Origin of the sequence: Spirillospora albida (genome assembly GCF_000718255.1) — a bacterium.
Classification (GTDB): domain Bacteria; phylum Actinomycetota; class Actinomycetes; order Streptosporangiales; family Streptosporangiaceae; genus Spirillospora; species Spirillospora albida.
Genome location: NZ_JOFJ01000014.1, coordinates 221,935 through 243,870 on the forward strand (window position 1 = coordinate 221,935; position 21,936 = coordinate 243,870).

At 74.2% G+C, this 21,936-nt stretch carries 18 protein-coding genes; 12 read left to right on the forward strand and 6 right to left on the reverse strand.

What is annotated here, in order from left to right:
- Positions 1-60: 60 nt before the first annotated feature.
- Positions 61-1,479, forward strand: coding sequence for a WS/DGAT/MGAT family O-acyltransferase (locus IE99_RS0119260; protein WP_211258859.1), 1,419 nt, complete (start codon positions 61-63; stop codon positions 1,477-1,479).
- 6 nt (positions 1,480-1,485) lie between these two features.
- Here the strand turns inward: IE99_RS0119260 and IE99_RS0119265 are convergent, their stop codons facing one another.
- Together IE99_RS0119265 and IE99_RS0119270 are read right to left on the reverse strand one after the other, a co-directional pair.
- The gene (locus IE99_RS0119265) at positions 1,486-1,989 is read right to left on the reverse strand and encodes a hypothetical protein (protein WP_157610383.1); all 504 of its coding nucleotides are present in this window, start codon (positions 1,987-1,989) and stop codon (positions 1,486-1,488) included.
- A 75-nt stretch (positions 1,990-2,064) separates the two neighbouring features.
- Positions 2,065-2,484, reverse strand: coding sequence for a limonene-1,2-epoxide hydrolase family protein (locus tag IE99_RS0119270; protein WP_030172418.1), 420 nt, complete (start codon positions 2,482-2,484; stop codon positions 2,065-2,067).
- Between the two features lie 42 nt (positions 2,485-2,526).
- Here IE99_RS0119270 and IE99_RS0119275 point away from each other — a divergent pair, with 42 nt between their 5' ends.
- The 7 genes from IE99_RS0119275 (at position 2,527) to IE99_RS0119305 (ending at position 10,805) form a co-directional block, all read left to right on the forward strand.
- A complete protein-coding gene (locus IE99_RS0119275; protein ID WP_030172423.1) occupies positions 2,527-5,604 on the forward strand; it encodes an ATP-binding protein in 3,078 nt (1,025 codons plus the stop codon).
- 31 nt (positions 5,605-5,635) lie between these two features.
- The gene (locus IE99_RS0119280) at positions 5,636-7,183 is read left to right on the forward strand and encodes an MFS transporter (RefSeq protein ID WP_030172425.1); all 1,548 of its coding nucleotides are present in this window, start codon (positions 5,636-5,638) and stop codon (positions 7,181-7,183) included.
- A gap of 40 nt (positions 7,184-7,223) precedes the next feature.
- The gene (locus tag IE99_RS0119285) at positions 7,224-8,138 is read left to right on the forward strand and encodes an SPFH domain-containing protein (protein ID WP_030172428.1); all 915 of its coding nucleotides are present in this window, start codon (positions 7,224-7,226) and stop codon (positions 8,136-8,138) included.
- 438 nt (positions 8,139-8,576) lie between these two features.
- Positions 8,577-8,816: a type II toxin-antitoxin system antitoxin gene (locus tag IE99_RS0119290; RefSeq protein ID WP_030172430.1), complete on the forward strand. Its 240-nt coding sequence runs from the start codon at positions 8,577-8,579 to the stop codon at positions 8,814-8,816.
- 2 nt (positions 8,817-8,818) lie between these two features.
- Positions 8,819-9,439 (forward strand): GOLPH3/VPS74 family protein, encoded by a 621-nt coding sequence (locus tag IE99_RS0119295; protein WP_030172434.1) that lies wholly within the window; start codon positions 8,819-8,821, stop codon positions 9,437-9,439.
- A gap of 118 nt (positions 9,440-9,557) precedes the next feature.
- Entirely contained in the window at positions 9,558-10,235 is a 678-nt protein-coding gene (locus IE99_RS0119300) for a lysophospholipid acyltransferase family protein (protein ID WP_211258860.1), read from the forward strand.
- 84 nt (positions 10,236-10,319) lie between these two features.
- Positions 10,320-10,805 (forward strand): ATP-binding protein, encoded by a 486-nt coding sequence (locus IE99_RS0119305; RefSeq protein WP_030172440.1) that lies wholly within the window; start codon positions 10,320-10,322, stop codon positions 10,803-10,805.
- Here IE99_RS0119305 and IE99_RS0119310 read toward each other — a convergent pair.
- The gene (locus IE99_RS0119310; RefSeq protein WP_245623265.1) at positions 10,802-11,833 is read right to left on the reverse strand and encodes a mechanosensitive ion channel family protein; all 1,032 of its coding nucleotides are present in this window, start codon (positions 11,831-11,833) and stop codon (positions 10,802-10,804) included. The genes IE99_RS0119305 and IE99_RS0119310 overlap by 4 nt on opposite strands.
- Before the next feature lie 156 nt (positions 11,834-11,989).
- On the opposite strand from IE99_RS0119310, the gene IE99_RS0119315 reads away from it, so the two are divergent.
- The 4 genes from IE99_RS0119315 to IE99_RS0119330 all read left to right on the forward strand — a co-directional run bounded on the left by IE99_RS0119315 (position 11,990) and on the right by IE99_RS0119330 (position 19,002).
- Positions 11,990-13,648, forward strand: coding sequence for a CocE/NonD family hydrolase (locus IE99_RS0119315; protein ID WP_030172446.1), 1,659 nt, complete (start codon positions 11,990-11,992; stop codon positions 13,646-13,648).
- A gap of 114 nt (positions 13,649-13,762) precedes the next feature.
- Positions 13,763-15,013: a glycosyltransferase gene (locus tag IE99_RS0119320; RefSeq protein ID WP_030172448.1), complete on the forward strand. Its 1,251-nt coding sequence runs from the start codon at positions 13,763-13,765 to the stop codon at positions 15,011-15,013.
- Between the two features lie 97 nt (positions 15,014-15,110).
- The gene (locus IE99_RS33450; protein WP_030172451.1) at positions 15,111-17,987 is read left to right on the forward strand and encodes a helix-turn-helix transcriptional regulator; all 2,877 of its coding nucleotides are present in this window, start codon (positions 15,111-15,113) and stop codon (positions 17,985-17,987) included.
- Positions 17,988-18,147: 160 nt separating this feature from the next.
- On the forward strand, positions 18,148-19,002 hold the full coding sequence (locus IE99_RS0119330) for a nitroreductase/quinone reductase family protein (RefSeq protein ID WP_030172454.1): 855 nt from the start codon (positions 18,148-18,150) through the stop codon (positions 19,000-19,002).
- Here the strand turns inward: IE99_RS0119330 and IE99_RS0119335 are convergent.
- From IE99_RS0119335 to IE99_RS0119345, 3 genes are all read right to left on the reverse strand, one after another.
- Positions 18,962-20,041: an NAD(P)H-dependent amine dehydrogenase family protein gene (locus IE99_RS0119335; RefSeq protein WP_030172455.1), complete on the reverse strand. Its 1,080-nt coding sequence runs from the start codon at positions 20,039-20,041 to the stop codon at positions 18,962-18,964. The two genes, IE99_RS0119330 and IE99_RS0119335, sit on opposite strands and share 41 nt — an antisense overlap.
- A complete protein-coding gene (locus IE99_RS0119340; protein WP_245623266.1) occupies positions 20,038-20,829 on the reverse strand; it encodes an SDR family oxidoreductase in 792 nt (263 codons plus the stop codon). Before IE99_RS0119340 ends, IE99_RS0119335 begins: the two co-directional genes overlap by 4 nt.
- Before the next feature lie 62 nt (positions 20,830-20,891).
- Positions 20,892-21,884, reverse strand: coding sequence for an ABC transporter ATP-binding protein (locus IE99_RS0119345; RefSeq protein ID WP_030172461.1), 993 nt, complete (start codon positions 21,882-21,884; stop codon positions 20,892-20,894).
- Positions 21,885-21,936 lie beyond the last annotated feature (52 nt).

Genomic DNA, 21,936 nt, shown 5'->3' on the forward strand with positions numbered 1-21,936 from the left:
CATGCTGAGACCCAGAGGCACCGGGACGGTGCCGGCGAGCCGGCCAGGGAGGCGGCGGCCATGGCGAACGCGCCCGTGGAGCACATGAACGCATTGGACGCCGGGATGTTCTTCGCGGAGAGCGAGAAGGCGCCCCTGCACATCGCATCGGTGTCCGTACTGGAAGGGCCGGCGCCGGCCTTCCGCGACCTGGCCGCCACCGTGGAGGCCCGGATGGCGCGGGTCCCCCGGCACCGGCAGCGGGTGCGGACGGTGCCGCTGAACCTGGGGCTGCCCCTCTGGGAGGACGACCCCGGATTCCGCATCGAGCACCACGTCCGGCACCTGACGGTTCCGGCGCCGGGCGGGCCGGACGAGCTGAACGACCTGGTCGGCCGCATCATGACCTACCGGCTGGACCTCGACCGCCCGCTCTGGGAGATGTGGATGGTGGACGGCCTCGCGGACGGCCGCTGGGCCCTCATCTCCAAGATCCACCACTGCGTCGTGGACGGGTCCGGGGGCAGCGACCTCATCGCGCGGCTGTTCGACCTGGAACCGCGGCCCGCGGCCGTTCACGAGCCGGGCGGCGCCACCGCCGCCCGCCCGCCGTCCACCGCGTCCGGTCTCGTGCTGGACGGGCTCGGGCAGAGCGCCGTCCGTCTCGGGCGGCGGCTGCTGCGCCTGCCGTCCCCCGCGCGCGGCCTCGACGGGCTCCGCAAGGCCCGCGACTTCGCCGGCGGTCTCCCGCACACCCTCGCGACCATCGCCCACCACGGCGTGGAGTCGCTGCCCGGCCCGACCGGGCCCTACCGGCGCTGGGCGTCCCTGGACGTGGACTTCGACCAGGTCAAGACCGTCCGCGCGGGCCTCGGCGGCACCGTGAACGACGTCGTCCTGGCGGCGGTGGCGCGCGGGTTCCGCGACCTGCTGGCGGCGCGCGGCGACCTGAGCGGCGACACGCTCGTCCGCTCGCTGGTGCCGGTCTCGGTGCGCGGGGACGACGAGGGCGACCTCGGCAACCGGGTCTCCGCCCTCTTCGTCACCCTGCCGTGCGGGGAACCCGATCCCGTCCGGCGGCTGTCCTCGCTCCGCGAGCAGATGGACGGCCACAAGAGCACCCGCCAGTCGGTCGGCGTCGACGCGCTCGTCCAGCTCGCCGGGACGGCGCCCGCGGCGATGCCGCTCGCCACCCGGACCGTCATGAGCGCGATGACGCCGCTGTTCCAGACGGTCATCACGAACGTGCCCGGACCTCAGTTCCGGCTGTACGTCCTCGGCCGCGAGGTCACCGCCCTCTACCCCTACGTGCCGATCGCGGCGGGCGCCGGGATCTCCGTCGGCGTCTTCTCCTACCGGGGAAGGCTCCACTTCGGCGTCACCGCCGACCCCGACGTCACCCCCGACCTCGGCGTCCTGATCGCCGGCATCGGGGCCGGGTTCGCCGAGCTCGCCGAGCTCGCCGAGCTGTCCGAGATCCACGCGATGGCGAGGGGATGAACCGGATCAGATTCCCGGTCCGGCGGGGAGGCCGCGGCCTCCCCGTTCGCTTGGGCGGGTGAAGTAGGCGCGAGCCTGGCGGGTGAGGAGGGTGGGAAGGACGCAGACCGCCGGAAGGATCACCGCCACCACCGGGAGGGTGAAGAAGAAGCCCACGCTGTCCAGGGCCAGCCAGGTTCCGAGGACGCCGACCGCGAGCAGGATCAGCGCCTCGAAGACCAGCACGGCGGCGTGGAGGCCGGCGCGGCCGCGGGTGAAGCGCAGGGCGAGCACGATGGCGGGCACCGCGAACAGCAGCAGCGGCGCCGTGAAGATGACCGGGACGAAGAGCCACTGCGCGTTCTCGTCCTCGGGGACGCCTTCCGCGAGCACCATCAGCGCGACGAAGGCGTTCGGCGCCAGCCACATGAGGGCCAGCGCGACCGCCTGGACCGACAGCAGCACATGGGCGACGGTCAGTGACGGGGGCCGCCGGAGGGGCCGCGGCGCCCACGACGCGTACATGTCCATGCCGACGAGTCTGGCCGCGCCGGAGCCGGGGCACATGAGCACGGCTACTCAACATGCCCTGGGTACCGGGTCGGTTCAGGGAGCCGTCCTGGCCTTGGGGCGGGGAGTCAGCAGGGCCTTCACGGCGCCCTTGGCGCTCGCGGCCAGGACCGTGGTGAGGTCGAAGTAGTCGCGCCAGAGGGTGATCTTGCCGTCGTGGACCTCGAAGGTGCCGCACACCCAGAACTCGGCGCGCCAGGCGCCGGCCTCGAGGACGTCCGTGCGCTCGGTGAGGACCTTGGGGCCGTTCGCGGCGATGGTGTGGACGCGGGCCTCGAAGCCGGTGCCGTAGCGGCCCATCAGCCGGAGCGTCTTCTCCACCGCCTGGGCGCCGCGCGCGGCCGGGAACGGGACGTTCTGGTAGACCATGTTCGGCGCCGCGAACGTCATCGCGCGGTCGATGTCCAGGGCCTCCAGGGCGGCGAGGAAGTCGGTGACGGTCTGGGTCTCGGACATGGCGGATCCTCCCGGTGCGCGGATGATCCACGGTAGCGGGGAATGCGCGAGAATCCGGTCATGTGGTTCGGCATTCTCGGGGCCGTCGAGGTCCGGCGGCGCGGCGCGCCCGTCGCGGTCGGCGGTCCCCGGGTGCGGACCCTGCTCGGCGCGCTGCTGCTCGACGCCGGGCGCGTCGTGCCGGTCGAGCGGCTCATCGACGCCGTGTACGGGGACGATCCTCCGGCGAACGCCGCGAACGCCCTGCAGGCGCAGGTGTCGCGGCTGCGCAGGGGCCTCGGGGACGCGGGGCTGGTCGAGGGGCGTCCGGCCGGGTACCGGCTGGCCGTCGACCCGGACGATGTCGACGCGTTCCGGTTCGAGCGGCTGGTCGAGGAGGGGCGCGGCGCCGAGGCGGCGCGGGCCGTCGGCCTCTTCCGGGAGGCTCTCGGGCTGTGGCGGGGGCCGGCGCTCGCGGACGTGCCGATCAGGGCGGACCGGCTCGACGAGGCCCGGGTCGGCGTCCGGGAGGAGCTGGCCCGCGCGCTGCTGGCCGCCGGGGAGCCCGCCGAGGCCGCGGCGGAGGCGCGGGCGGTGCTCGCCGAGCATCCCCTGCGCGAGCGCGCCGCGGCGCTGGCGATGCGGGCCCTGCGCGCGGAGGGCCGGCAGGCGGAGGCTCTGGCCGTGTTCGCGGAGATGCGGGAACGGCTCGCGGACGAGCTGGGGGCCGATCCCTCGGCGGATCTCGCCGAGGCGCATCTGGAGGTCCTGCGGGGCGCGCCCGCGGAGGTCGTGACCCCGCTGCCCGTCCCGCTCACCAGTTTCGTCGGGCGGGACGAGGAGGTGCGGCGGGTCGGGAAGATGCTCGGCGAGGGACGGCTCGTCACGCTGCTCGGCCCCGGGGGCGCGGGCAAGACGCGGCTCGCCGTGGAGGCGGCGGGGCGGGTCGGCGGGGAGGTCTGCTTCGTCGATCTCGCGCCGGCCACCGCGGACGAGGTGCCGAAGGCCCTCGCCGGGGCGCTCGGGCTGCGGCTGCCGGGGGCCGGGCCGGCGGAGGTTCTGGAGCGGCTGCTGACGGCGCTGGCGGGACGGCGCGTCCTGCTCGTCCTGGACAACTGCGAGCACGTCGTGGACGCGGTCGCGCGGGTCGCGCACCGGTCGCTGACGGCCTGCGCCGAGCTGCGGGTCCTCGCGACCAGCCGGGAGGCGCTGGGGATCACCGGGGAGGCGCTGCTGTCCCTGCCGCCCCTCCCGATGCCCCCGGACGGGGCGGACGCGCGGGACGCGCCCGCGTATCCGGCGGTGCGTCTGTTCGCCGACCGGGCGGCGGCGGTGCGTCCGGGATTCCGGGTGGACGAGGGCAACGTCGCGGACGTCCTGCGGATCTGCGGGGCGCTCGACGGGCTGCCGCTCGCGATCGAGCTGGCGGCGGCGCGGCTGCGAACCCTGCCGGCGGAGGACGTCGCGACGCGGCTCGGTGACCGGTTCCGGCTGCTGTCGCGCGGAGAGCGGACGGCGGCGCCGCGCCATCAGACGCTGCGGGCCGTCGTCGAGTGGAGCTGGGACCTCCTCGGCGCGGACGAGCGGGCCCTCGCCCGGCGGCTCACCGTCTTCTCCGGCGGGTTCACCGCCGAGGCCGCCGCCGCCGTGTGCGGCGCCGATGAGGAGACCGTGTTCGGGCTGGCCGACAAGTCGCTCGTCCAGTCCGACGGGCGGCGCTTCCGGATGCTCGACACGATCCGGGCGTTCTGCGCGGAACGGCTGGAGGAGGCGGGCGAGCGAGAGCGGTTCCAGCGCGCCCACGCGGAGTACTTCCTCGAACTCGCGCGGCGGGCCGATCCGCATCTGCGGGGCGCGGAGCAGCTGGAGTGGCTGGACCTGCTCGCCGGCGAGCACGCGAACCTGCACGCGGCGCTGCGACGGTGCGTCCGGCTCGACCACGTGCTGGCGCTCCACCTCATCGCCAACCTGACCTGGTACTGGTGGCTGCGGGGGCGGGTCGAGGGCGCGACGCTCGCGACGGAGCTCCTGGACGCCGTCGGCGCCGTGCCGGACGGCCTGGACGAGGAGTACGTCCTGTGCGCGACGAACGCGATCGCGGGCGGCGTCACCGGCGACCGGGCGGTCGCGTGGCTGGACCGAGCCGAGGCGCTGCTCAACGGCATCGACCGCACCCTCGCGTACCCGGCGACGACCGTCCAGTGGGCCCTCACCGCCGGGCCCGAGCGCACCCGGCTCGCCGTCTTCCCGAAGCAGATCCCGGACGACCCGTGGTCGCGGGCGCTGCTGCGGATGAGCGACGCGTACCTGCACCAGTTCTCCGGCGGCTTCGCGGCGGCCGAGCAGGCGTGCGCGGACGCCCTGGCCGGGTTCCGGGCGGCGGGCGACCGGTGGGGCACCGCGAACACGCTCGACATCCTCGCCCATCTCGCGGACCGGCGCGGCGACCGCGAGCGGGCCCTCGCGCTCCTGGCCGAGGCGCTCGCCCTGACCGAGGCGCTCGGCGCGCTGGAGGACACCGCCGACCTGCTGTTCCGCCGCGCCGACATCAGGCTCCGGGACGGCGACCTGGACGCGGCCCGCACCGATCTCGCGCGCGGCGGCGAGCTGGCGCGGCGGGCGGGGGCGCCCGACAAGGTGGCCGCGGCCCGCTTCGGCGCGGCGCAGGCGGCGCGGCTGCGCGGCGACCTGGCCGCCGCCCGCTCCGGATACGCGGAGGCCCTCGCCGGGGCGGCCACCGAGCGGTTCCCCGCCGCGGGGACCCGATGCCTGGCGCTGGTCGGGCTCGGCTGGGTCGCGGTCGAGGAGGGCGACCATCGACGGGCCCGGGAGTTGTTCCGGGAGGCGCTGCTCGCCGGGTTCGACCATCCGATCTTCTCGCACGAGGGGACCGCGGCGGCAGGGCTCGCGGCCGTCGCGCTGGCCGAGGGCGACCCGGCGCGGGCGGCGGTGCTGCTCGGCGCGGCCGGGGCGGTGCACGGCGCCCTCGTGCCGGGCGACCCGGACGGCGAGCGCGTCGCGTCCCGCGTCAGGGGAGCCCTCGGCGCCGACGCGTTCGAGGCGGCGGCCGCGGAGGGCGCCGCGCTCACCCGGGACGAGGCCGTCCGCCTGCTGACGGAGCCGCCGGCCGGCCGTCAGTGACCGGTCAGCGCCCACCTGCACGCTTGCGGGCATGGAATCCCCCGGACGCAAGTGGGCCGTCTTCGCCGTCTGCGCGCTGCTCGCCCTCGTTCCCAACATCGACCTGACCGCGCTGAACCAGGCGGTCCCCCATCTCAGCGCCGATCTGGAGCCGTCGGCCACGCAGATCCTCTGGATCGCGGACGCCTACGGGTTCGCGCTCGCCGGCCTGCTCATCACCATGGGCGGGATCGGCGACCGGATCGGGCACAAGCGGCTGCTGCTGACCGGCACGGCCGTGTTCGCGGGGGCGTCCGCGCTGACCGCGTACGCGCCGTCGGCGGAGCTGCTGATCGCGGCGCGCGCCCTGCTCGGCGTCGCGGGCGCGACGCTGATGCCGTCCGGGCTCGCGCTGATCCGGCGGGTCTTCACCGAGCCCAAGGAGCGGACCACGGCGATCGGGATGTTCGCCGGCATCGGCGGGCTCGCGGTGGGGCTCGGGCCGGTGCTGTCGGGCGCGCTGCTCGACCACTTCTGGTGGGGCTCCGTCTTCATGATCAACGTGCCGCTGATGGCGGTCGCGTTCGTCGCTGGCGCGATCATCCTGCCGGAGGCGCACGGCCGGGTCAGCGGACGGCTCGACCTGCTGAGCGTGCCGCTGTCGATCCTCGGCGTCCTCGGGCTCGTGTACGCGATCAAGGAGGCCGCGGCGCACGGCGTGGACGAGGCGCGGGTGCCGGTCGCCGCGCTCGCCGGCGTGCTCGCGCTGGCCGCGTTCCTCGTCCGGCAGGGCAGGGTCGCCGACCCGCTGATCGATGTCCGGCTGTTCCGGCTGCCCGCGTTCACCGGGTCCATCGTCACGAACATGTTCGCGATGTTCACCCTGGTCGCGCAGTCGCTGATCTTCTCGCTGTTCTTCCAGCTGGCGCTCGGCTGGTCGCCGCTGAAGGCGGGCCTGGCCGGGCTGCCGGGCGCGCTCGGCGCGATGGTCGGCGGCGCCGCGGTCGCCGCGCCGCTGATCGGCGCCCTCGGCCGGGCCCGGACGGTCGCGCTCGGCATGGCGGTCGCGACGGGCGCGTTCTCGCTCTACCTGATGGTCGGGCTGGGGACGTCCTACCCGGTGATGGTCCCGGCGATGCTGCTCGGCGGCCTCGGCATGGGGATCGCGATGACGGTCACGTCCGACACCGTGCTCGCGACCGTGCCGAAGGACCGCGCGGGGTCCGCGTCGGCGATCTCGGAGACCGCGACGGAGCTGGGCGGGGCCCTCGGCATGGCGGTCCTCGGCAGCATCCTGACCGCCGTGTACCGCGACTCCCTGGACGTGCCCGCGGGGGTGCCCGCCCCGGCCGGGGCCGCCGCCCGCGACTCCCTGGCCGCCGCCCTCCAGGCCGCCGCGAGGCTCCCGGCCCGGCTCGGCGCGGAGCTCGCGGACGCCGCCAGGGTCGCGTTCGTGGACGGGATGCACGCCGCCCTGCTCGGCAGCGCCGCCTTCGCCGCCCTGGTCGCGGTGTTCGCCCTCGTGACGCTCCGCGCCGTCCCGAAGGTCATCCCGGACGATACCGGCGAGGCGCCCGTTCCGGTCGTATTGGAAAAGTGATATCACTTTGCTAGCCTGACGATAACAACGGAGGTTGGCGATGAACATGGACACACCGGGCATCGAGATGCCGCGACCGCAGATCGAGGAGCGGGCCGGGCGGAACCTGAGCGGCTGGGGGATGCTGGGCCTCGCGCTCCTGCTGATCCTCGCCGGGGGCGGAGCGGCCGCCGGCGGCGCCGTCGCCGGCGGGACCGCCGCGATCGGGACCGGGGCCGCCGCCGGCACCGTGCTCGCACTGGCCGGGCTGGTGCTGATGGTCGGACTGACCGCGATCGCGCCGGGCGAGGCGCGCGTGCTGCAGGTGCTCGGCAAGTACGCCGGGACCGTCCGGGAGGACGGCCTGCGCTGGGTCAACCCGATCACCGAGCGGAAGCGGGTCTCGACCCGGATCCGCAACCACGAGACGGGCCACGCGAAGGTCAACGACCTGGACGGCAACCCGATCGAGATCTCGGCGGTCGTGGTGTGGCAGGTCCAGGACACCGCCCGCGCCGTGTTCGAGGTCGACGACTTCGTGGAGTTCGTCGCGTTCCAGACCGAGGCCGCAGTCCGGCACATCGCCGGCAGCTACCCCTACGACGCGGCCGACCGGATCTCGCTGCGCGACAACGCCGACGAGATCACCCGGCAGCTGTCGGAGGAGCTGGCGCTGCGGGTCGCGTCCGCCGGCGTCGGGATCATCGAGTCGCGGATCACCCGCCTCGCGTACGCTCCGGAGATCGCGCAGGCCATGCTCCGGCGGCAGCAGGCCGGCGCCGTCGTCGCGGCCCGGCAGCGGATCGTCGAGGGCGCGGTCGGGATGGTGCAGGACGCGCTCGGGCGACTGGAGGCGCAGAACGTCGTGGAACTGGACGAGGAGCGCAAGGCCGCCATGGTCAGCAACCTGCTGGTCGTGCTGTGCGCCGACCGCGATGCCCAGCCGGTGGTGAACACCGGCTCCCTCTACCATTGAGTGCTCCCCGCCCGGGTGGGAGGGAGTTTCCGCCCTCCACGGGCTTTGCGGGGATTTTCGGCTCAGGCCGCCTCGCGGCCAGGCTGGCCGGGAGGTCTTGCCCGGCTGGACCGATCTGCTCGCCGTGCTGATGAGCGGCGCGGGCGGTGGCGACGCACTCGTTCCACACCCACCGGCACCGATCCCACTCGGCCAGCAACGCCCGCTTCGCGCAGCGCGACAAGCGCACCCGGTAGGTGAGCCGGGCGTTGGCCGGCGCCGTGGGCTCGATGAACGTCACACCGCGATCGTAGCGCCGAATATCGAACAAAGGAGCGAAATCACTGAATCACATCGAGTGAATGATCGTGCTTCGTGGGACGGCAGGTCGTTCCTGGCCTGCTCCGCAAGACCCGATTCCTGCCGCGTCCTGAGGGCGGGGCATTCTCGGAGGTTCCGGTGACGGAACGCAAGAAGGTGCTGCTGCGGCTCGACCCGGCCGTCCACGACGCGCTGTCGCGGTGGGCCGGGGACGAGCTGCGCAGCACGAACGCGCAGATCGAGTTCCTGCTGCGACGCGCCCTCGGCGAGGCGGGGCGGCTGCCGAAGGCGGCCGGGCCGATGCGCGGACCCGGGCGGCCGCGCAGGGACGCCCGGCCGGACGACGAGAACGACCGTGACGGCGACCACGGGGAGTGATGATGACCCAAGTTCCGGACGCGCTGCCGGCGCGGATGTACCTGCTGGCCTACGACCTGCGGCGGCGGCGCATGACGAAGTCGCGCTCCGAGCTCGGCTGCATGGTGCGGGCCGCGGCGCTGACCGAGCTGTACCTGGACGGGCGGCTCGCCGAGAGCAGGCGGCGGCCGGTGCCGGGCACTCCCGGCGACGACCCGTACGGGCTGCTGGCGGCGATCGGGGCGTCCCGTCCCCGGTCGTGGCAGCACTGGGTGCGCAAGGACGCGCGGGCGTTCGCGACCCGGATCCGGGACGAGCTCGCGCACGAGGGGTGGATCCGCCTGCACCGCCGCAGGTTCCTCGGCTTCCCCCGCACCGTGGTCGAGGTCCGCGATCCGCGCGTCGTGAAGGAGCTGTGGGGGCGGGCGTCGTCGGCGCTGCACGGCCGTCCGGTCGCCCACGTGCACAGCTTCGACGCGGCGGCGGTGGCGCTCGCGGCGGCGTGCGAGCTGTCGTGCGTCCTGCCCCGGCGGGAACGGCGGCGGCACCGGCGGCGGATCGCGGAGCTGACGGCACGGTCGGGCCCGGCCGTGACCGCCGCGCGCAAGGTGATCGAGGCGCAGAACGCGGCGGCCGCGGGTTGACCTGTGCCGCGGACCCGGCGGCGCGGGCGCAAGCGCGGTCCTCTACAAAGCCGCTCGGCCCGATCTTGTGCGGGCGCCCGGCGCGGGACGAGGCGCGCGAACCCTACCGTCGAGTGACATGGACTCCGAACGCGTGATCTATCCCCTCACGAAGTACGTGGTGCTCGGGCCGCTGCTGCGGGTCGCGTTCCGGCCGCGGGTGAGCGGGCTGGAGAACGTCCCGCGGACGGGTCCGGTCATCCTCGCGGCGAACCACCTGGCCGTCCTCGACTCGTTCGTGGTGCCGCTGACGGTTCCGCGCCGCGTGCACTTCCTCGGCAAGCAGGAGTACTTCACCGGGTCGGGCCGGCGGGGCCGGGCGACCGCCGCGTTCTTCCGCAGCGTCGGGGCGATCGCCGTCGACCGGTCCGGCGGGCGGGCCGCGTTCGACGCCCTGGACGCGTCGGCGGCCGTGCTGGAGCGCGGCGGGGTGTTCGCGATCCATCCCGAGGGCACGCGGTCGCCGGACGGGCGGCTCTACCGGGGCCGGACGGGCGCGGCGCGGCTCGCGATGCGGACCGGCGCGCCGGTGGTGCCGGTCGCGATCGAGGGGACCGACCGCGTCCAGCCGCGCGGCCGGGCCGTCCCGCGCCCCGGCCGGATCTCGCTGCGGTTCGGCGAGGCCCTGGAGTTCTCCGGGCGCGGCGGCCCGCCCGGCCGCGTCGCCCGGGAGATCACCGACGAGATCATGCAGGCGATCCACAAGCTCTCGGGGCAGGAGTACGTGCACGAGTACGCCCCCCGCCCGGACATGTGACACGCGGGACCTTGGGCCCGCGTTTGATATCCACTCCGGGGGCAGTCTTTCGGTGACGGATAAAGGACCGACGACGGAGCCGATGTGGAGATCAATCTGGACCTTCAGCTTCCGCGCGACGCGGCCAGCGTGCCGGTGACGCGACGGATCCTGACCGCGGCGCTCGACGCCTTGGGGGTGGAGGACCAGATCTGCGGCGACATCGAGATGGTGCTCACCGAGGCGTGCACGAACGTGATCGAGCACGCCGCCGAGGGAATCGACTACACCGTCCGTGCGGCGATCCAGGACCGGCGCTGCGTGATCAAGGTGATGGACTCCGGGCACGGCTTCGACGCCGACCGGGTTCCGGTGCCCGAGACCGGGGCCGAGCACGGCCGCGGCCTGATGATCATGCGGGCGCTGGCGGACGACGTCCGGTTCGACTCCTTCCCGGAGGACGGGGCGCTCGTCGCGCTGGAGAAGCGCCTGGAGTACGGCAAGAACAGCCTCGGGGACAGGCTGACCGAGCCCCAGCTGTTCGGCCCCGACGACATGCCGGACTGGCCTGATGGGGAGGCGCAGGGCTAGGCGGCGGGCTCGTCCAGCGTGATGCGGGCGCGGGGGTAGGGGGTCTCGACGCCCGCTTCGCGGAACGCGCGGTGGAGGCGCTTCACGAACTCGTGCTTGATGCGGAACTGGTCGCCGAACTCGGTGGTCCGCAGGATGACGGTGAAGCCGATCGAGGCGTCGCCGAAGGTGTGGAACCGGACGAGGACCTCCGCGTCCTCGACGCCGCCCTGCACGTCGGCCATCACCGACTCGCCGACACCGACGGCGATCTTCTCGATCTCGTCCAGGTCGGCGTCGTAGGGCGCCTTCGCCTGCAGGAGCAGGCCCATGTCCTGCGCGGGCCGGTGGTAGTTCGTCAGTATCGTGTCGGAGAAGCGCTGGTTCGGGACGACCTCGATGTTGTCGGACAGCGTCCGGATCGAGGTGTTCCGCCAGTTGATGTCGACGACATAGCCCTCTTGCCCGGTGGCCAGCTTGATGTAGTCGCCGGGCTCGATCGTCTTGGACGCCAGGACGTGCACGCCCGCGAACAGGTTCGCGAGGGTGTCCTGGAGGGCGAGCGCGACCGCGAGGCCCGCGACGCCGAGGGCGCCGAGCACCGGGGTGATCGACACGCCGATGCTCTGCAGCATCACGAGGACGCCGATGCCGAGCACGACCACCCGCGTGATGTTCGCGAAGATCGTCACATTGGCGGCGACGCCCTGCCGGGCGAGGGTGATGGAGGCGACGGCGCCGGCGATCAGCCGGGCCATGGCGAGGGACACCACGAGGATCGTCCCGGCGGTCAGCACCTTCGCGGTGACGTCGAGCGTGCCGGGCCGCAGGTGCAGGATGTTCGCCGCGATCCAGGCGCCGCCGATCAGCGCGACCGGCACCGCCAGGTCCCGGACGAGGCGGGCCGCGAGGTCGTCCCAGGCCCAGCTGGTGACCCCGGCGCGGCGCAGCAGCCGGCCCGTCAGCGTCCGCAGCACGACCGCGATCCCCAGCGCGACGACCATCACGACCGCGGCGGCGATGATCCGCTGCCAGTTCAGGTCATGCACGACGCACCCCTCGCCCGCGCGATTCCCGCACGTGACCTCCTCGACTCGCCTTGACGCCCTCATTGCGTTTCTCTGAACCGTCCCGATCGTAATGAACGCGCGGCGGGGCCGGGACACGTCGCGGGCAGAGGAGCACCCCCGGATACGATCGACGTGATGGTGTCTGCGGGAAGGATGCGCCGGCTGGGGGTCACGGCGCTGGGACTGCGGAACGGTCCCCACCGGGTGGCGGTCGAGCGCGACCTCGCCGTCCCGGCCGCCGACGGCGTCGTCCTGCTCGCCGACCGGTACCGCCCGGTGGGGCTGGAGCGGCCGCCCACCGTGCTCGTCCGGTCGCCCTACGGGCGGCGCGGGCCGTTCGGGCTGATGTGCGGGCAGGCGTTCGCGTCGCACGGGTTCCAGGCGGTGGTGCAGAGCGTCCGGGGCGGCTTCGGGTCCGGCGGCGTGTTCGAGGCGCTGGACGAGCGCGAGGACGGCCTCGCCACGATCGCGTGGCTGAAGGAGCAGCCGTGGTTCGGCGGGACGTTCGCCATGCACGGCCCGAGCTACCTCGGCTACGTCCAGTGGGCGGTGGCGGCGGAGGCGGGACCGGAACTGAGGGCCCTGTCGATGCAGGTCACGGCGTCCAGCTTCCGGGACGCGATCAACGTCGGAGGGACGTTCGCGCTGGAGTCGACGCTGATCTGGGTCGATCTCACCTCCCGGATGAAGGGCCCCCTGTCGGGAGTGACGACGGGGATCCTGTCGCCGCGGCGGGCCCGGCGGGCCGCGCTGTCGGGGCGTCCGCTCTCCGAGCTCGACCAGGTCGCGACCGGCGCGCAGCAGCGGTTCTTCCAGGACCTCCTCGTGCACGGCCCCGACACCCCGTTCTGGGACAAGCGCGACTTCAGCCCCACCGTGTCGCGGGTGTCGGCGCCGGTGAACATGACGGGCGGCTGGTACGACATCTTCCTGCCCTGGCAGATGAAGGACTACGCGGCGCTGCGGGCCGCCGGGCACCGCCCCCACCTGACGATCGGCCCGTGGACCCACGCCGACCAGCGGATGATGCGCGACTCCGTCGGCGAGGCCGTCACCTGGTTCCGCGCCCACCTGCTGGACGACCCGTCCGGGCTCCGGGAGCAGCCCGTCCGGCTGTTCGTCACGGGCGCGGGCGAATGGCGCGACTACCCCGACTGGCCGGTGCCGGGGATGGCGGAGGAGCGCTGGCACCTGGCGCCGGGCGGCGGGCTGCGGCCGGACGCCCCGCCCGAGTCCCCGCCCGACCGGTACCGGTACGACCCGGAGCATCCGACGCCCTTCCTCGGCGGGCCGACGCTGCTGGGCGACACCCGCCCGTCCACGGACCAGCGGCGCCTGGAGCGGCGGCGCGACGTCCTCGTCTACACCTCCGATGTCCTCACCGAGGACGTGGAGGTCATCGGGCCCGTCTCGGCCGACCTGCACGTCCGGTCCGACCGGGAGCACACCGACTTCGTGGTGCGGCTCTGCGACGTGGCGCCCGACGGCGAGTCCCTCAACCTGTGCGAGGGGATGCGGCGGCTCGTCCCGGGCGGCACCGACGAGGGGCCGGACGGGGTCCGGCACGTCGCGGTCGAACTGTGGCCCTGCGGGCACCGGTTCCGCGCCGGGCACCGGATCCGCGTGCAGGTGGCCAGCGGCGCGTACCCGCGGGTCGCCCGCAACCCCGGGACCGGTGAGCCGATCGGCACCGCGACCCGGACGCTGACCGCCTCCCAGGAGGTCTTCCACGATCCGGCGCGGCCCTCGGCGATCGTCCTGCCGGTCGTCCGTGCGGCGGAGCGGCGCGACTGATTCCGAATTGCGAGGTTTGGCGGAGACGCATGCCGGAAATAGATCTCCCCGAGCAGGTGTCTACGACGCAGATACCTCCAGGCTTCCCTGTGTGTAGTCCCGGAGGATCTCGCCATGCACCGCCCGCTCGACATCGCGCTCGTGTCCGCCTCCGACCTCGACGGCGAACACCTGCAGTCCATCCACGTCCGGGAACTCGCCCGGTCGCTCGCGCGACCGCGCACCGACAGCGACGACGGCCACCGCGTCACGGTGTACGCACGCCGCCAGGACCCGTCCGCCCGCCCGCGGGTGCGGATCGGCCCCGGCGCGGCCCTCGTCCACATCGACGCCGGCCCCGCCCGGCCGCTCGCCGACGACGACGTCCTCGGACACATCCGCGACTTCGCCGATGGGCTCCGCCGCCGCTGGAGCGGCGCCGGACGGCCCGATGTCGTGCACGCCCACGGCTGGCTCGCCGGCATCGCCGCCTGCGCCGTCGCCCGCGAGATGGACATCCCGTTCGCGCAGAGCTATCACGGCGTCGGCGTCGACGACCGGCGCGCCGGACGGACCGTCCACCCGCACCGCGACCGGCTGGAGAAGGCCATCGGACGGGGCAGCGACCTCGTGATCGCCGGGCACGCCGAGGAGGCCGGCACCGTCGTGCGGATGGGCGTGCCCCGCCCGGCCGTGACCGTGGTCCCCTACGCGGTGGACGGCGATCACTTCGCCCCGACCGGCCCCGCCATGCCGCGCGGTGACCGGGCCCGCCTCGTGATGGTCTGCGACGACCTCGAGTCCGCGGACGTCGAGACCGCCGTCCGCGCCCTCGTGCACGTGCCGGGCGCCGAGCTCACCGTCGCGGGCGGCCCGTCCCGCGAGGACCTCGAGAACGACCCCGTCGTCCACCGGCTCCGGCTGGTCGCCAAGGAGATGCACGTCGGCGACCGGGTGATCTTCCTCGGCCGGCTGCCGCACAAGACGCTGCCCAAGCTGCTGCGCACCGCGGACCTCGCGCTGTGCATCACCCCGCACCAGCCCTCCCCGGCGGTCCCGCTGGAGGCGATGGCCTGCGGCGTCCCGGTCGTCGCCACCCCGGCCGGCGGGCACGCCGACGAGGTCCTCGACCACATCACCGGGCTGCACGTGCCGGCCCGGCGGCCGGTCGAGATCGGCCGCGCCGTCCGGCGCCTGCTGGCGGAGGAGACCACGCTGCACGGCTACTCCATCGCCGCCGCCGACCGGGCCCGGTCCCGCTACTCGTGGGCCCGGATCGCCGCCGAGACGATCCGCGCCTACCACAGGATCCTTCCGGTTCCCGAGCCCGAGCCCGAGCCGGAGATCGCGGTGGAGGAGGAGCGGGTGCCCGCCATGGCCGGCTGACCTCCCCGCATCCGCCGAAGGGCCCCGGATCCGCCCACACGGACCCGGGGCCCTTCGGCGTCGTCCCACCGGGCGGCACCGGTGCGATACTCGACCCGTGTTGATCGGGAGGACGGCCGAACTCGGCGCGCTCACCGCCGCGCTCGACCGGGCCGGCGGCGGGTCCGCCGGAGTGGCGCTGGTCAGCGGCGACGCCGGGGTCGGCAAGACGCATCTGGTGTCGGCGCTGACGCGCGGCGCCGCCGAGCGGGGCCGCGCCGTCCTCGTCGGGCAGTGCGCGGAACTGGGCGAGAGCATGCCGTACCTGCCGCTCGCCGACGCGCTGTGGAGCGCGGCCGGGGCGGACGGGCCGGCCGCGGCGGACGTGCGCGCCGCGCTGGACGCGCGCCCCGTGCTGCGGCGGCTGCTGCCGGACGGCGACGGAGGGCCGGGCGGGGCGTCCGAGCTGGGGCAGCAGCAGCTGTTCGGGGCGGTGCTGGGCCTGCTCGGCGAGCTCGGGCGGGAAAGGCCCGTCCTGCTCGTCCTGGAGGACCTGCACTGGGCCGACCGGTCCACCCGGAACCTGCTGACGTTCCTGAGCCGGGTGCTGCAGCGCGAACGCGTCCTGCTGGTGGGCACGTACCGGGCCGACGACCTGCACCGGCGGCACCCGCTGCGGCCGGTCGTGGCGGAGCTGCTCCGGCTGCCGGACGTCACCGGCGTCGAGCTGCGGCCGTTCGGGCCCGGCGAGACCGCCGAATACCTCGGATCCCTCGCGTCCGGGCCGGTGACCCCGGACGTCGCGGAACGGATCCACCGGCGCTCGGAGGGCAACGCGTTCTACGCCGCCGAGCTGTTCAGCGCCGAGCGCACGGGCGAGGCACTGCCCGCCGGTCTCGCCGACCTGCTGCTGTCGCGGGTCGAGCGGCTGTCGGACGGCGCGCAGCGCGTCGTCCGGGTCGCCGCCGTCGCCGGGCGCCGCGTCGACGACGAACTCGTCCGCCGCGTCGCCGGGCTCGACGAGGACGCCGTCGGGGAGGCGCTCCGCGAGGTCGTCTCCCACCAGGTGCTCGTCCCGTCCGGCACCGGGTACACGTTCCGGCACGCGCTGCTGCGCGAGGCCGTGCACGCCGACCTGCTGCCGGGCGAGCGGACCCGGCTGCACGCCGCGTTCGCCCGGCTGCTCGCCGCCATGCCGGACGGGCGGCGCGGCACCGCCGCCGAACTGGCCCACCACAGCCTCGCCGCGCACGACCTGCCCGGCGCGTTCGCCGCGTCCGTCCGGGCCGGGCGGGAGGCGGAGCGGCTCGGCGCCCCCGCCGAGGCGTACGAGCACTTCGACCGCGCCCTCGAGCTGTGGGACGCCGTCCCCGGCCCGGAGGCCGCCGCCGGGACCGACCGGATGCGGCTGTCGCTGGACGCGGTCCGGGCGGCCGACCGCGCGGGCGAGCCGCGCCGCGCGCTGTCCCTGCTCCGCCGCCTGCGGTCGGTGGCCGACCCCGCCGACCTGCGGCTCGGCACGCGCATCCGGGAGCGGATGGCGGAGATGCTCGGCGAGCTCGACCGGGACGACGAGGCGCACGCCACCGCCCGCGAGGCCGTCGCGATGCTGCCCGCCGACCCGCCCACCCCCGAGCGCGCCGCCGCCCTCGCCACCTACGCGCGCATGCTCCTCTTCCGGGACCCGGACGCGGAGATGCCCGGACTCGCCGAACGGGCGATCGAGGCGGCCCGCGCGGCCGGCGCCCCCGAGGCGGAGGCGAGCCTGCTCGTCACCCTGGGCGTCCACCGCGAATGGCACGAGGCCGACAGCGGCGTCCCGGAGATGTTCGCGCGGGCCCGCGACCTCGCCGTCCGGCACGACAACCAGCCGACGGCGCTGCGCGCCGCGTTCCAGTACGCCCGCGTCCGGCTGGACCGCGGCGACCTCCCCGGCGCCGCCCGCGCGGCCGATGAGGGCGTCGCGTACGCCCGGGAGCACGGCCTCGACTGGGCGGCGTTCGGCATCATGCTGCGGAGCCTGCAGTACCTCGTCCACTACACGGCCGGGAACTGGGCGGAGGCGGGCCGCCTCGCCCGCGGCTTCCCGCTGCGCGCCGCCCGGCCCGCCGAGGGCCAGGTGTCGGCGTACGCGCTGTTCCTCGACGTGGCGCGCGGCGCGGCATCGGTCGATGAGCGCCTCGACCGCCTGGCGCCGCTCTGGACCGACGACATGTTCCTGCGCTACGTGGCCCGCGGCCTGGCGGCGGAGCACGCCCTGTGGAACGGCGACCCGGCCGCCGCCTGGGAGCATGTGCGGTCCGTCCTGGAGAGCCCGTACGCCCGCGAGACCCCGGTCATCCGCGTCGCCGCCACGGGACTGTGGGCGCTGAACGAGATGGGCGGGCCCGCCGACGCCGGCGCCGATCTGCTGGCCCGCGCCCGGAGGGCCGCGACCACGACGGCCACCGGCCACCCGCTCGCCTGGCTGGGCCTGGAGGGGCGGGCCTGGCTCGCCCGCGTCGAGGCCGAGCACGCCCGCCTGTCCGGCGTCCACGACCCGGACCTGTGGCGGAGTGCCGCCGAGCTGTTCACCTACGGGGATCCGGACGGCGGTTTCGTCTACGAGGTGGCGCGCTCGCGCTGGCGCCTGGCCGAGGCCCTCGCCGAGACCGGCGATCGCGAGGGCGCCGCGACCGCCTGGCGCGCCGCCGTCGCGACCGCCGAGCGCCTCGGCGCCGCTCCCCTGCTCAAGGCCCTGCGCGACCTCGGCGGCCGGGCCCGCCTGGACACGTCCCGCCGCGCCGCCGCCGCACCGGGCGCCCTGTCGTCGCTGACCGCCCGCGAACGCGAGGTGCTGAAGCTCGTGGCGGACGGCCTGGGCAACAAGGAGATCGCCGCGACGCTCTTCATCTCCCCCAAGACGGCGAGCGTCCACATCTCCAACATCCTCGCGAAGCTGAACGCCACCAGCCGCACCCAGGCCGCCGCGATCGCCCACCGCGAAGGGGTGTGATCCCCTGACGCATCGCCTAGGATCACTCTCGTGACTGCCGGGTCGGCCTTGGGCCACGCACGAGTGGGGTTCCCGGCCGGGGTTTGACGCCCCGGCGGGCCAGAGGCCCGCCCTTCCCCTTTCTCCTTCACGTCGTTTCTTCCAAGGGGAAAGGGAAAGAGTGCCGAACGAGTTCGATCAGCAGATCATCGAGGAGTTCCGCGCGAACGGCGGCCGTGTCGGCGGCATGTTCGAGGGCGGGCGGCTGCTCCTGCTCACCACCACCGGGGCCCGCTCCGGGAAGCCGCACACCACACCGCTCGGGTACCTGCCGGACGAGGGCGGGCGCGTCCTGGTCATCGCGTCCGCGGGCGGGTCGCCGAAGCACCCCGCCTGGTACCACAACCTCGTCGCGAACCCCCGCGCCACCGTCGAGACCGGCCCGTTCGCCTACCAGGCCGCGGCGACGGTCCTGAGCGGGGACGAGCGCGACCGCGTGTTCGCCCGCGCCGCCGAGGCCGACCCCGGCTGGGCGGAGTACGAGGAAAGGTCGGGCCGCGTCCTGCCCGTGGTGGCGCTGGCGGCGGCCGACCCCGGGCCGCCCGAGTACCCCGGCGGCATGGGGGACACGCTGAAGGCGATCCACGAGGTGTTCCGGCGGGAGCTCGCCATCGTCCGCGCCGAGGTCGCCGCCTCGGGACCCGGCATCACCGCGCAGCTGCGCGTCAACTGCCTCGCGTTCTGCCAGGGCCTCGGGCACCACCACACCATGGAGGGCCAGGGGATGTTCCCGCACCTGGAACGGGAGCATCCCGAGCTGGCGGAGCCCCTCAACCGTCTTTACGCCGAGCACGAGACGGTCGAGCGGCTCCTCACCGAACTCCAGGCCACGATCAAGGACGGCGATCCCGCGTCACTCCTCGGCGAGATCGACCGGCTCATCGCCGAACTGGAGGCCCACCTCGACTACGAGGAGGAGCAGCTCGTCCCGGTCCTCAACGCCCTCCCCGGCCGACGAGCCCCCGGCCCGCGATGAGCGGGAGGTCGAGCGCGGTCACCAGGCCGGGCTCGGCCTCCACCACGGCGGGGATGGCGTTGACCAGCCGCATCGCGGTCGACTTCAGGCCGGCGGTGTTGTGGTCGCCGTCGGCGCCGACCATCTGCAGGTCGAGGGTGTAGTTCGGTTCGCCGCGGACCTCGACGCGGTAGCCGCCCTGACCGGTGGGCTGCGGCCAGTCGGGCGCCAGGTCGTCGCGGAGCCGGGTGACGTGCTCCAGGACGATGACGCTCTCGCCGTCGCGGACGCCGCGCACCTCGAACCGGAGCGCGGCGGCCGTGCCCTTCTCGATCGTCCCGGACGAGACGTCGAACGACTCCGGGGCGGGCAGGCGGGTGTACCACTCGGTGACCTCGTCCAGCTCGACGCCGAGCCCGGCGGCGATCTGCCGGACGACGCTCCCCCACGCCATGGTGAGGACGCCCGGCGTCAGCAGCATCGGCGTCTCGTCCAGCGGGCGGCCGAAACCCATGATGTCGAACAGGACGGTGCCCTGGTCGTAGGTGTCGTAGTTCATGATCTCCAGGCAGCGGACCTGGTCGACGCGCTCGCTGATGCCGGTGAGGGCGAGCGGCAGCGTGTCGTTGGCGAAGCCGGGGTCGATGCCGTTCACGAAGATCGACGCACCGCCCTCGCGCGCGGCCTCGCGCACCGGGTCCGACATCTCGGGCGGGACGACGCCATCCGGGAACTGGAGGAAGACGGGACTGCTCGACACGACGTTCGCGCCGGAGCGCAGGATGCGGCACAGGTCGTCGAGCGCCTCGGTGATCCGGACGTCCGCCATCGCGGTGTAGACGACGCAGTCCGGCCGCAGCGCGAGGACCTCGTCGGCGTCGCCGGACGCGGCGACGCCGAGCTCGCGGCCGAGGCCCGCGAGCTCCCCCGCGTCCCTGCCGACCTTCGCGGGGTTCGACACCCAGACGCCGACGAGCTCCAGGTCGGGCCGGGCGTCGATTCCGGCGATCGCGTTCCGGCCGACGTTGCCCGTGCTCCATTGCACGACGCGGTAGGTCAAAGGTCCTCCAGGCGGAGATCGAGGTTCGGGGTGTCGAGGCCGCCGTCGACGCGCAGGACGGAGCCCGTCACGTAGGCGGCGGCCGGGGAGGCCAGGTAGAGGACGGCGGCGGCGACGTCCTCGGGGTCGCCGATGCGGCCCAGGGGCGTCTTCGTCTCCATCTCCGTCCGGGTCGCCTCGTCGGTGAGCACGAAGTCGAGCGCCGAGGTCGCGACGGAGCCGACCCCGATCGCGTTGATGCGGACGCGGGGCGCCAGGTCGAGGGACGCCAGGCGCGTGTAGTGCTCCAGGGCGGCCTTCGCGGTGCCGTAGGCGAGGTAGCCGCGGCCGACGACGCGTCCCATGACGGACGAGATGTTCACGACGCTTCCGCCGGTCTCCAGCATGTGCGGAACGGCGGCGCGGGTCAGCGCGTGGGCGGTGCTGACATTGAACTGGAACGCGTTCTCAAGATATTCGGGCGTGGTGTCGAGGAACGCGTTCGGAATCGTCCCGCCCATGTTGTTCACGACGATGTCGATCCGGCCGAACTCCGCGGCGGCGCGGTCCGCGAGGCCGGCGGCCGCCTCGGGCTCGGACAGGTCGGCGGGCACGATCAGGGCGCGCCGCCCGGCTGCCTCGATCTCCGCCGCGACCTTGCGGAGCTGCTCTTGCGTACGCGCCGAGATGACGACGTCGGCGCCGGCCTGGGCGAGGGCGACGGCCGACGCCGCCCCGATGCCGCGCCCCGCGCCGGTGACGATCGCCACCCGTCCTTCGATGCTGAACCGGTCCTGGATCACGGGCATCGCCTCCTCGACCACCCTAGAGGCGAACTAGAACCTATTTCAATATCAGTTCGGTGCCGCCTTCACCGGGGGCGCTGTCGGCCGGCCGTCAGGGAGTCCCACTCGGTCAGCCAGTTGCGGCCCTGGTCGTCGATGAACGAGCCGGGCGGCGGCTTGACGCGGTGGGCGCGGAGCCATTCGCCGGGGCGGCGCATCGCCGGGCGGACGCTGCCGTCGCTCGGCATGAGCTGCGGCGGGATCGGGGCCGGCATCGTGGTGACGGGCGGGCCCTCGTTCTCCATCTCGGCGAGGTCCTTCTCCTCCGCCATGCCGATCGGGCCCTGGCGGCGGGCGTTGAAGAACTGGCTGACGGCCGGATGCGTACTGGACAGGACCATCTCGCGCGGACCGAACATGACCAGGCTCCGCCGGAACAGCAGGCCCAGGTTGTCAGGCAGGACGCGGGCGGTGCCGATGTCGTGGGTGACGATGAGGAACGTCGCGCCCAGCTCGGCGTTCACGTCCACGAACAGCTGGTTGAGGTAGGACGTGCGGACGGGGTCCAGGCCCGAGTCGGGCTCGTCCGCGAGGATGACCTCCGGGTCGAGGACGAGCGCGCGCGCCAGGCCCGCGCGCTTCTTCATCCCTCCCGAGATCTCACCGGGGAGCTTCTCCTCCGCGCCGGTGAGGCCGACCATCTCCATCTTCTCCAGGACGATGCGGCGGATCTCCGACTCGCCCTTCCTGGTGTGCTCGCGAAGTGGGAACGCGATGTTGTCGTAGACGTTCATGGAGCCGAAGAGGGCGCCGTCCTGGAAGAGGACGCCGAACTTGCGGCGCATCTCGTAGAGGTCGCTCTCCCGGAGGCGCGGGACGTCGCCGCCCCCCACGTAGATGTGGCCCCGGTCGGGGCGCAGGAGGCCGACGAGGTTCTTGAGGAACACGGACTTGCCGGTCCCGGACGGCCCGAGCAGCGCGGAGATCTCGCCCGCCGGGATCGTGAACGACACGTCCTCCCAGATGACCTGCCGCCCGAACGACTTCCTGAGCCCTTCCACATGGATCTCGACGCCCATGGCCACTCCCGGGCGGGCGCCGGGGGCGGAGGGTCCGCGTCGTCTAACCGGC

Bases quoted from the DNA above. Each gene is read 5' to 3' on its own strand.
- IE99_RS0119320 (WP_030172448.1), top strand. From the start codon at position 13,763: ATGCACCGCCCGCTCGACATCGCGCTCGTGTCCGCCTCCGACCTCGAC.
- IE99_RS0119300 (WP_211258860.1), top strand. From the start codon at position 9,558: ATGGACTCCGAACGCGTGATCTATCCCCTCACGAAGTACGTGGTGCTC.
- IE99_RS0119270 (WP_030172418.1), bottom strand. From the start codon at position 2,484: ATGTCCGAGACCCAGACCGTCACCGACTTCCTCGCCGCCCTGGAGGCC.
- IE99_RS0119315 (WP_030172446.1), top strand. From the start codon at position 11,990: ATGGTGTCTGCGGGAAGGATGCGCCGGCTGGGGGTCACGGCGCTGGGA.
- IE99_RS0119260 (WP_211258859.1), top strand. From the start codon at position 61: ATGGCGAACGCGCCCGTGGAGCACATGAACGCATTGGACGCCGGGATG.
- IE99_RS0119340 (WP_245623266.1), bottom strand. From the start codon at position 20,829: ATGCCCGTGATCCAGGACCGGTTCAGCATCGAAGGACGGGTGGCGATC.
- IE99_RS0119275 (WP_030172423.1), top strand. From the start codon at position 2,527: ATGCGCGAGAATCCGGTCATGTGGTTCGGCATTCTCGGGGCCGTCGAG.
- IE99_RS0119295 (WP_030172434.1), top strand. From the start codon at position 8,819: ATGACCCAAGTTCCGGACGCGCTGCCGGCGCGGATGTACCTGCTGGCC.
- IE99_RS0119280 (WP_030172425.1), top strand. From the start codon at position 5,636: ATGGAATCCCCCGGACGCAAGTGGGCCGTCTTCGCCGTCTGCGCGCTG.
- IE99_RS0119265 (WP_157610383.1), bottom strand. From the start codon at position 1,989: ATGGACATGTACGCGTCGTGGGCGCCGCGGCCCCTCCGGCGGCCCCCG.
- IE99_RS0119345 (WP_030172461.1), bottom strand. From the start codon at position 21,884: ATGGGCGTCGAGATCCATGTGGAAGGGCTCAGGAAGTCGTTCGGGCGG.
- IE99_RS0119285 (WP_030172428.1), top strand. From the start codon at position 7,224: ATGAACATGGACACACCGGGCATCGAGATGCCGCGACCGCAGATCGAG.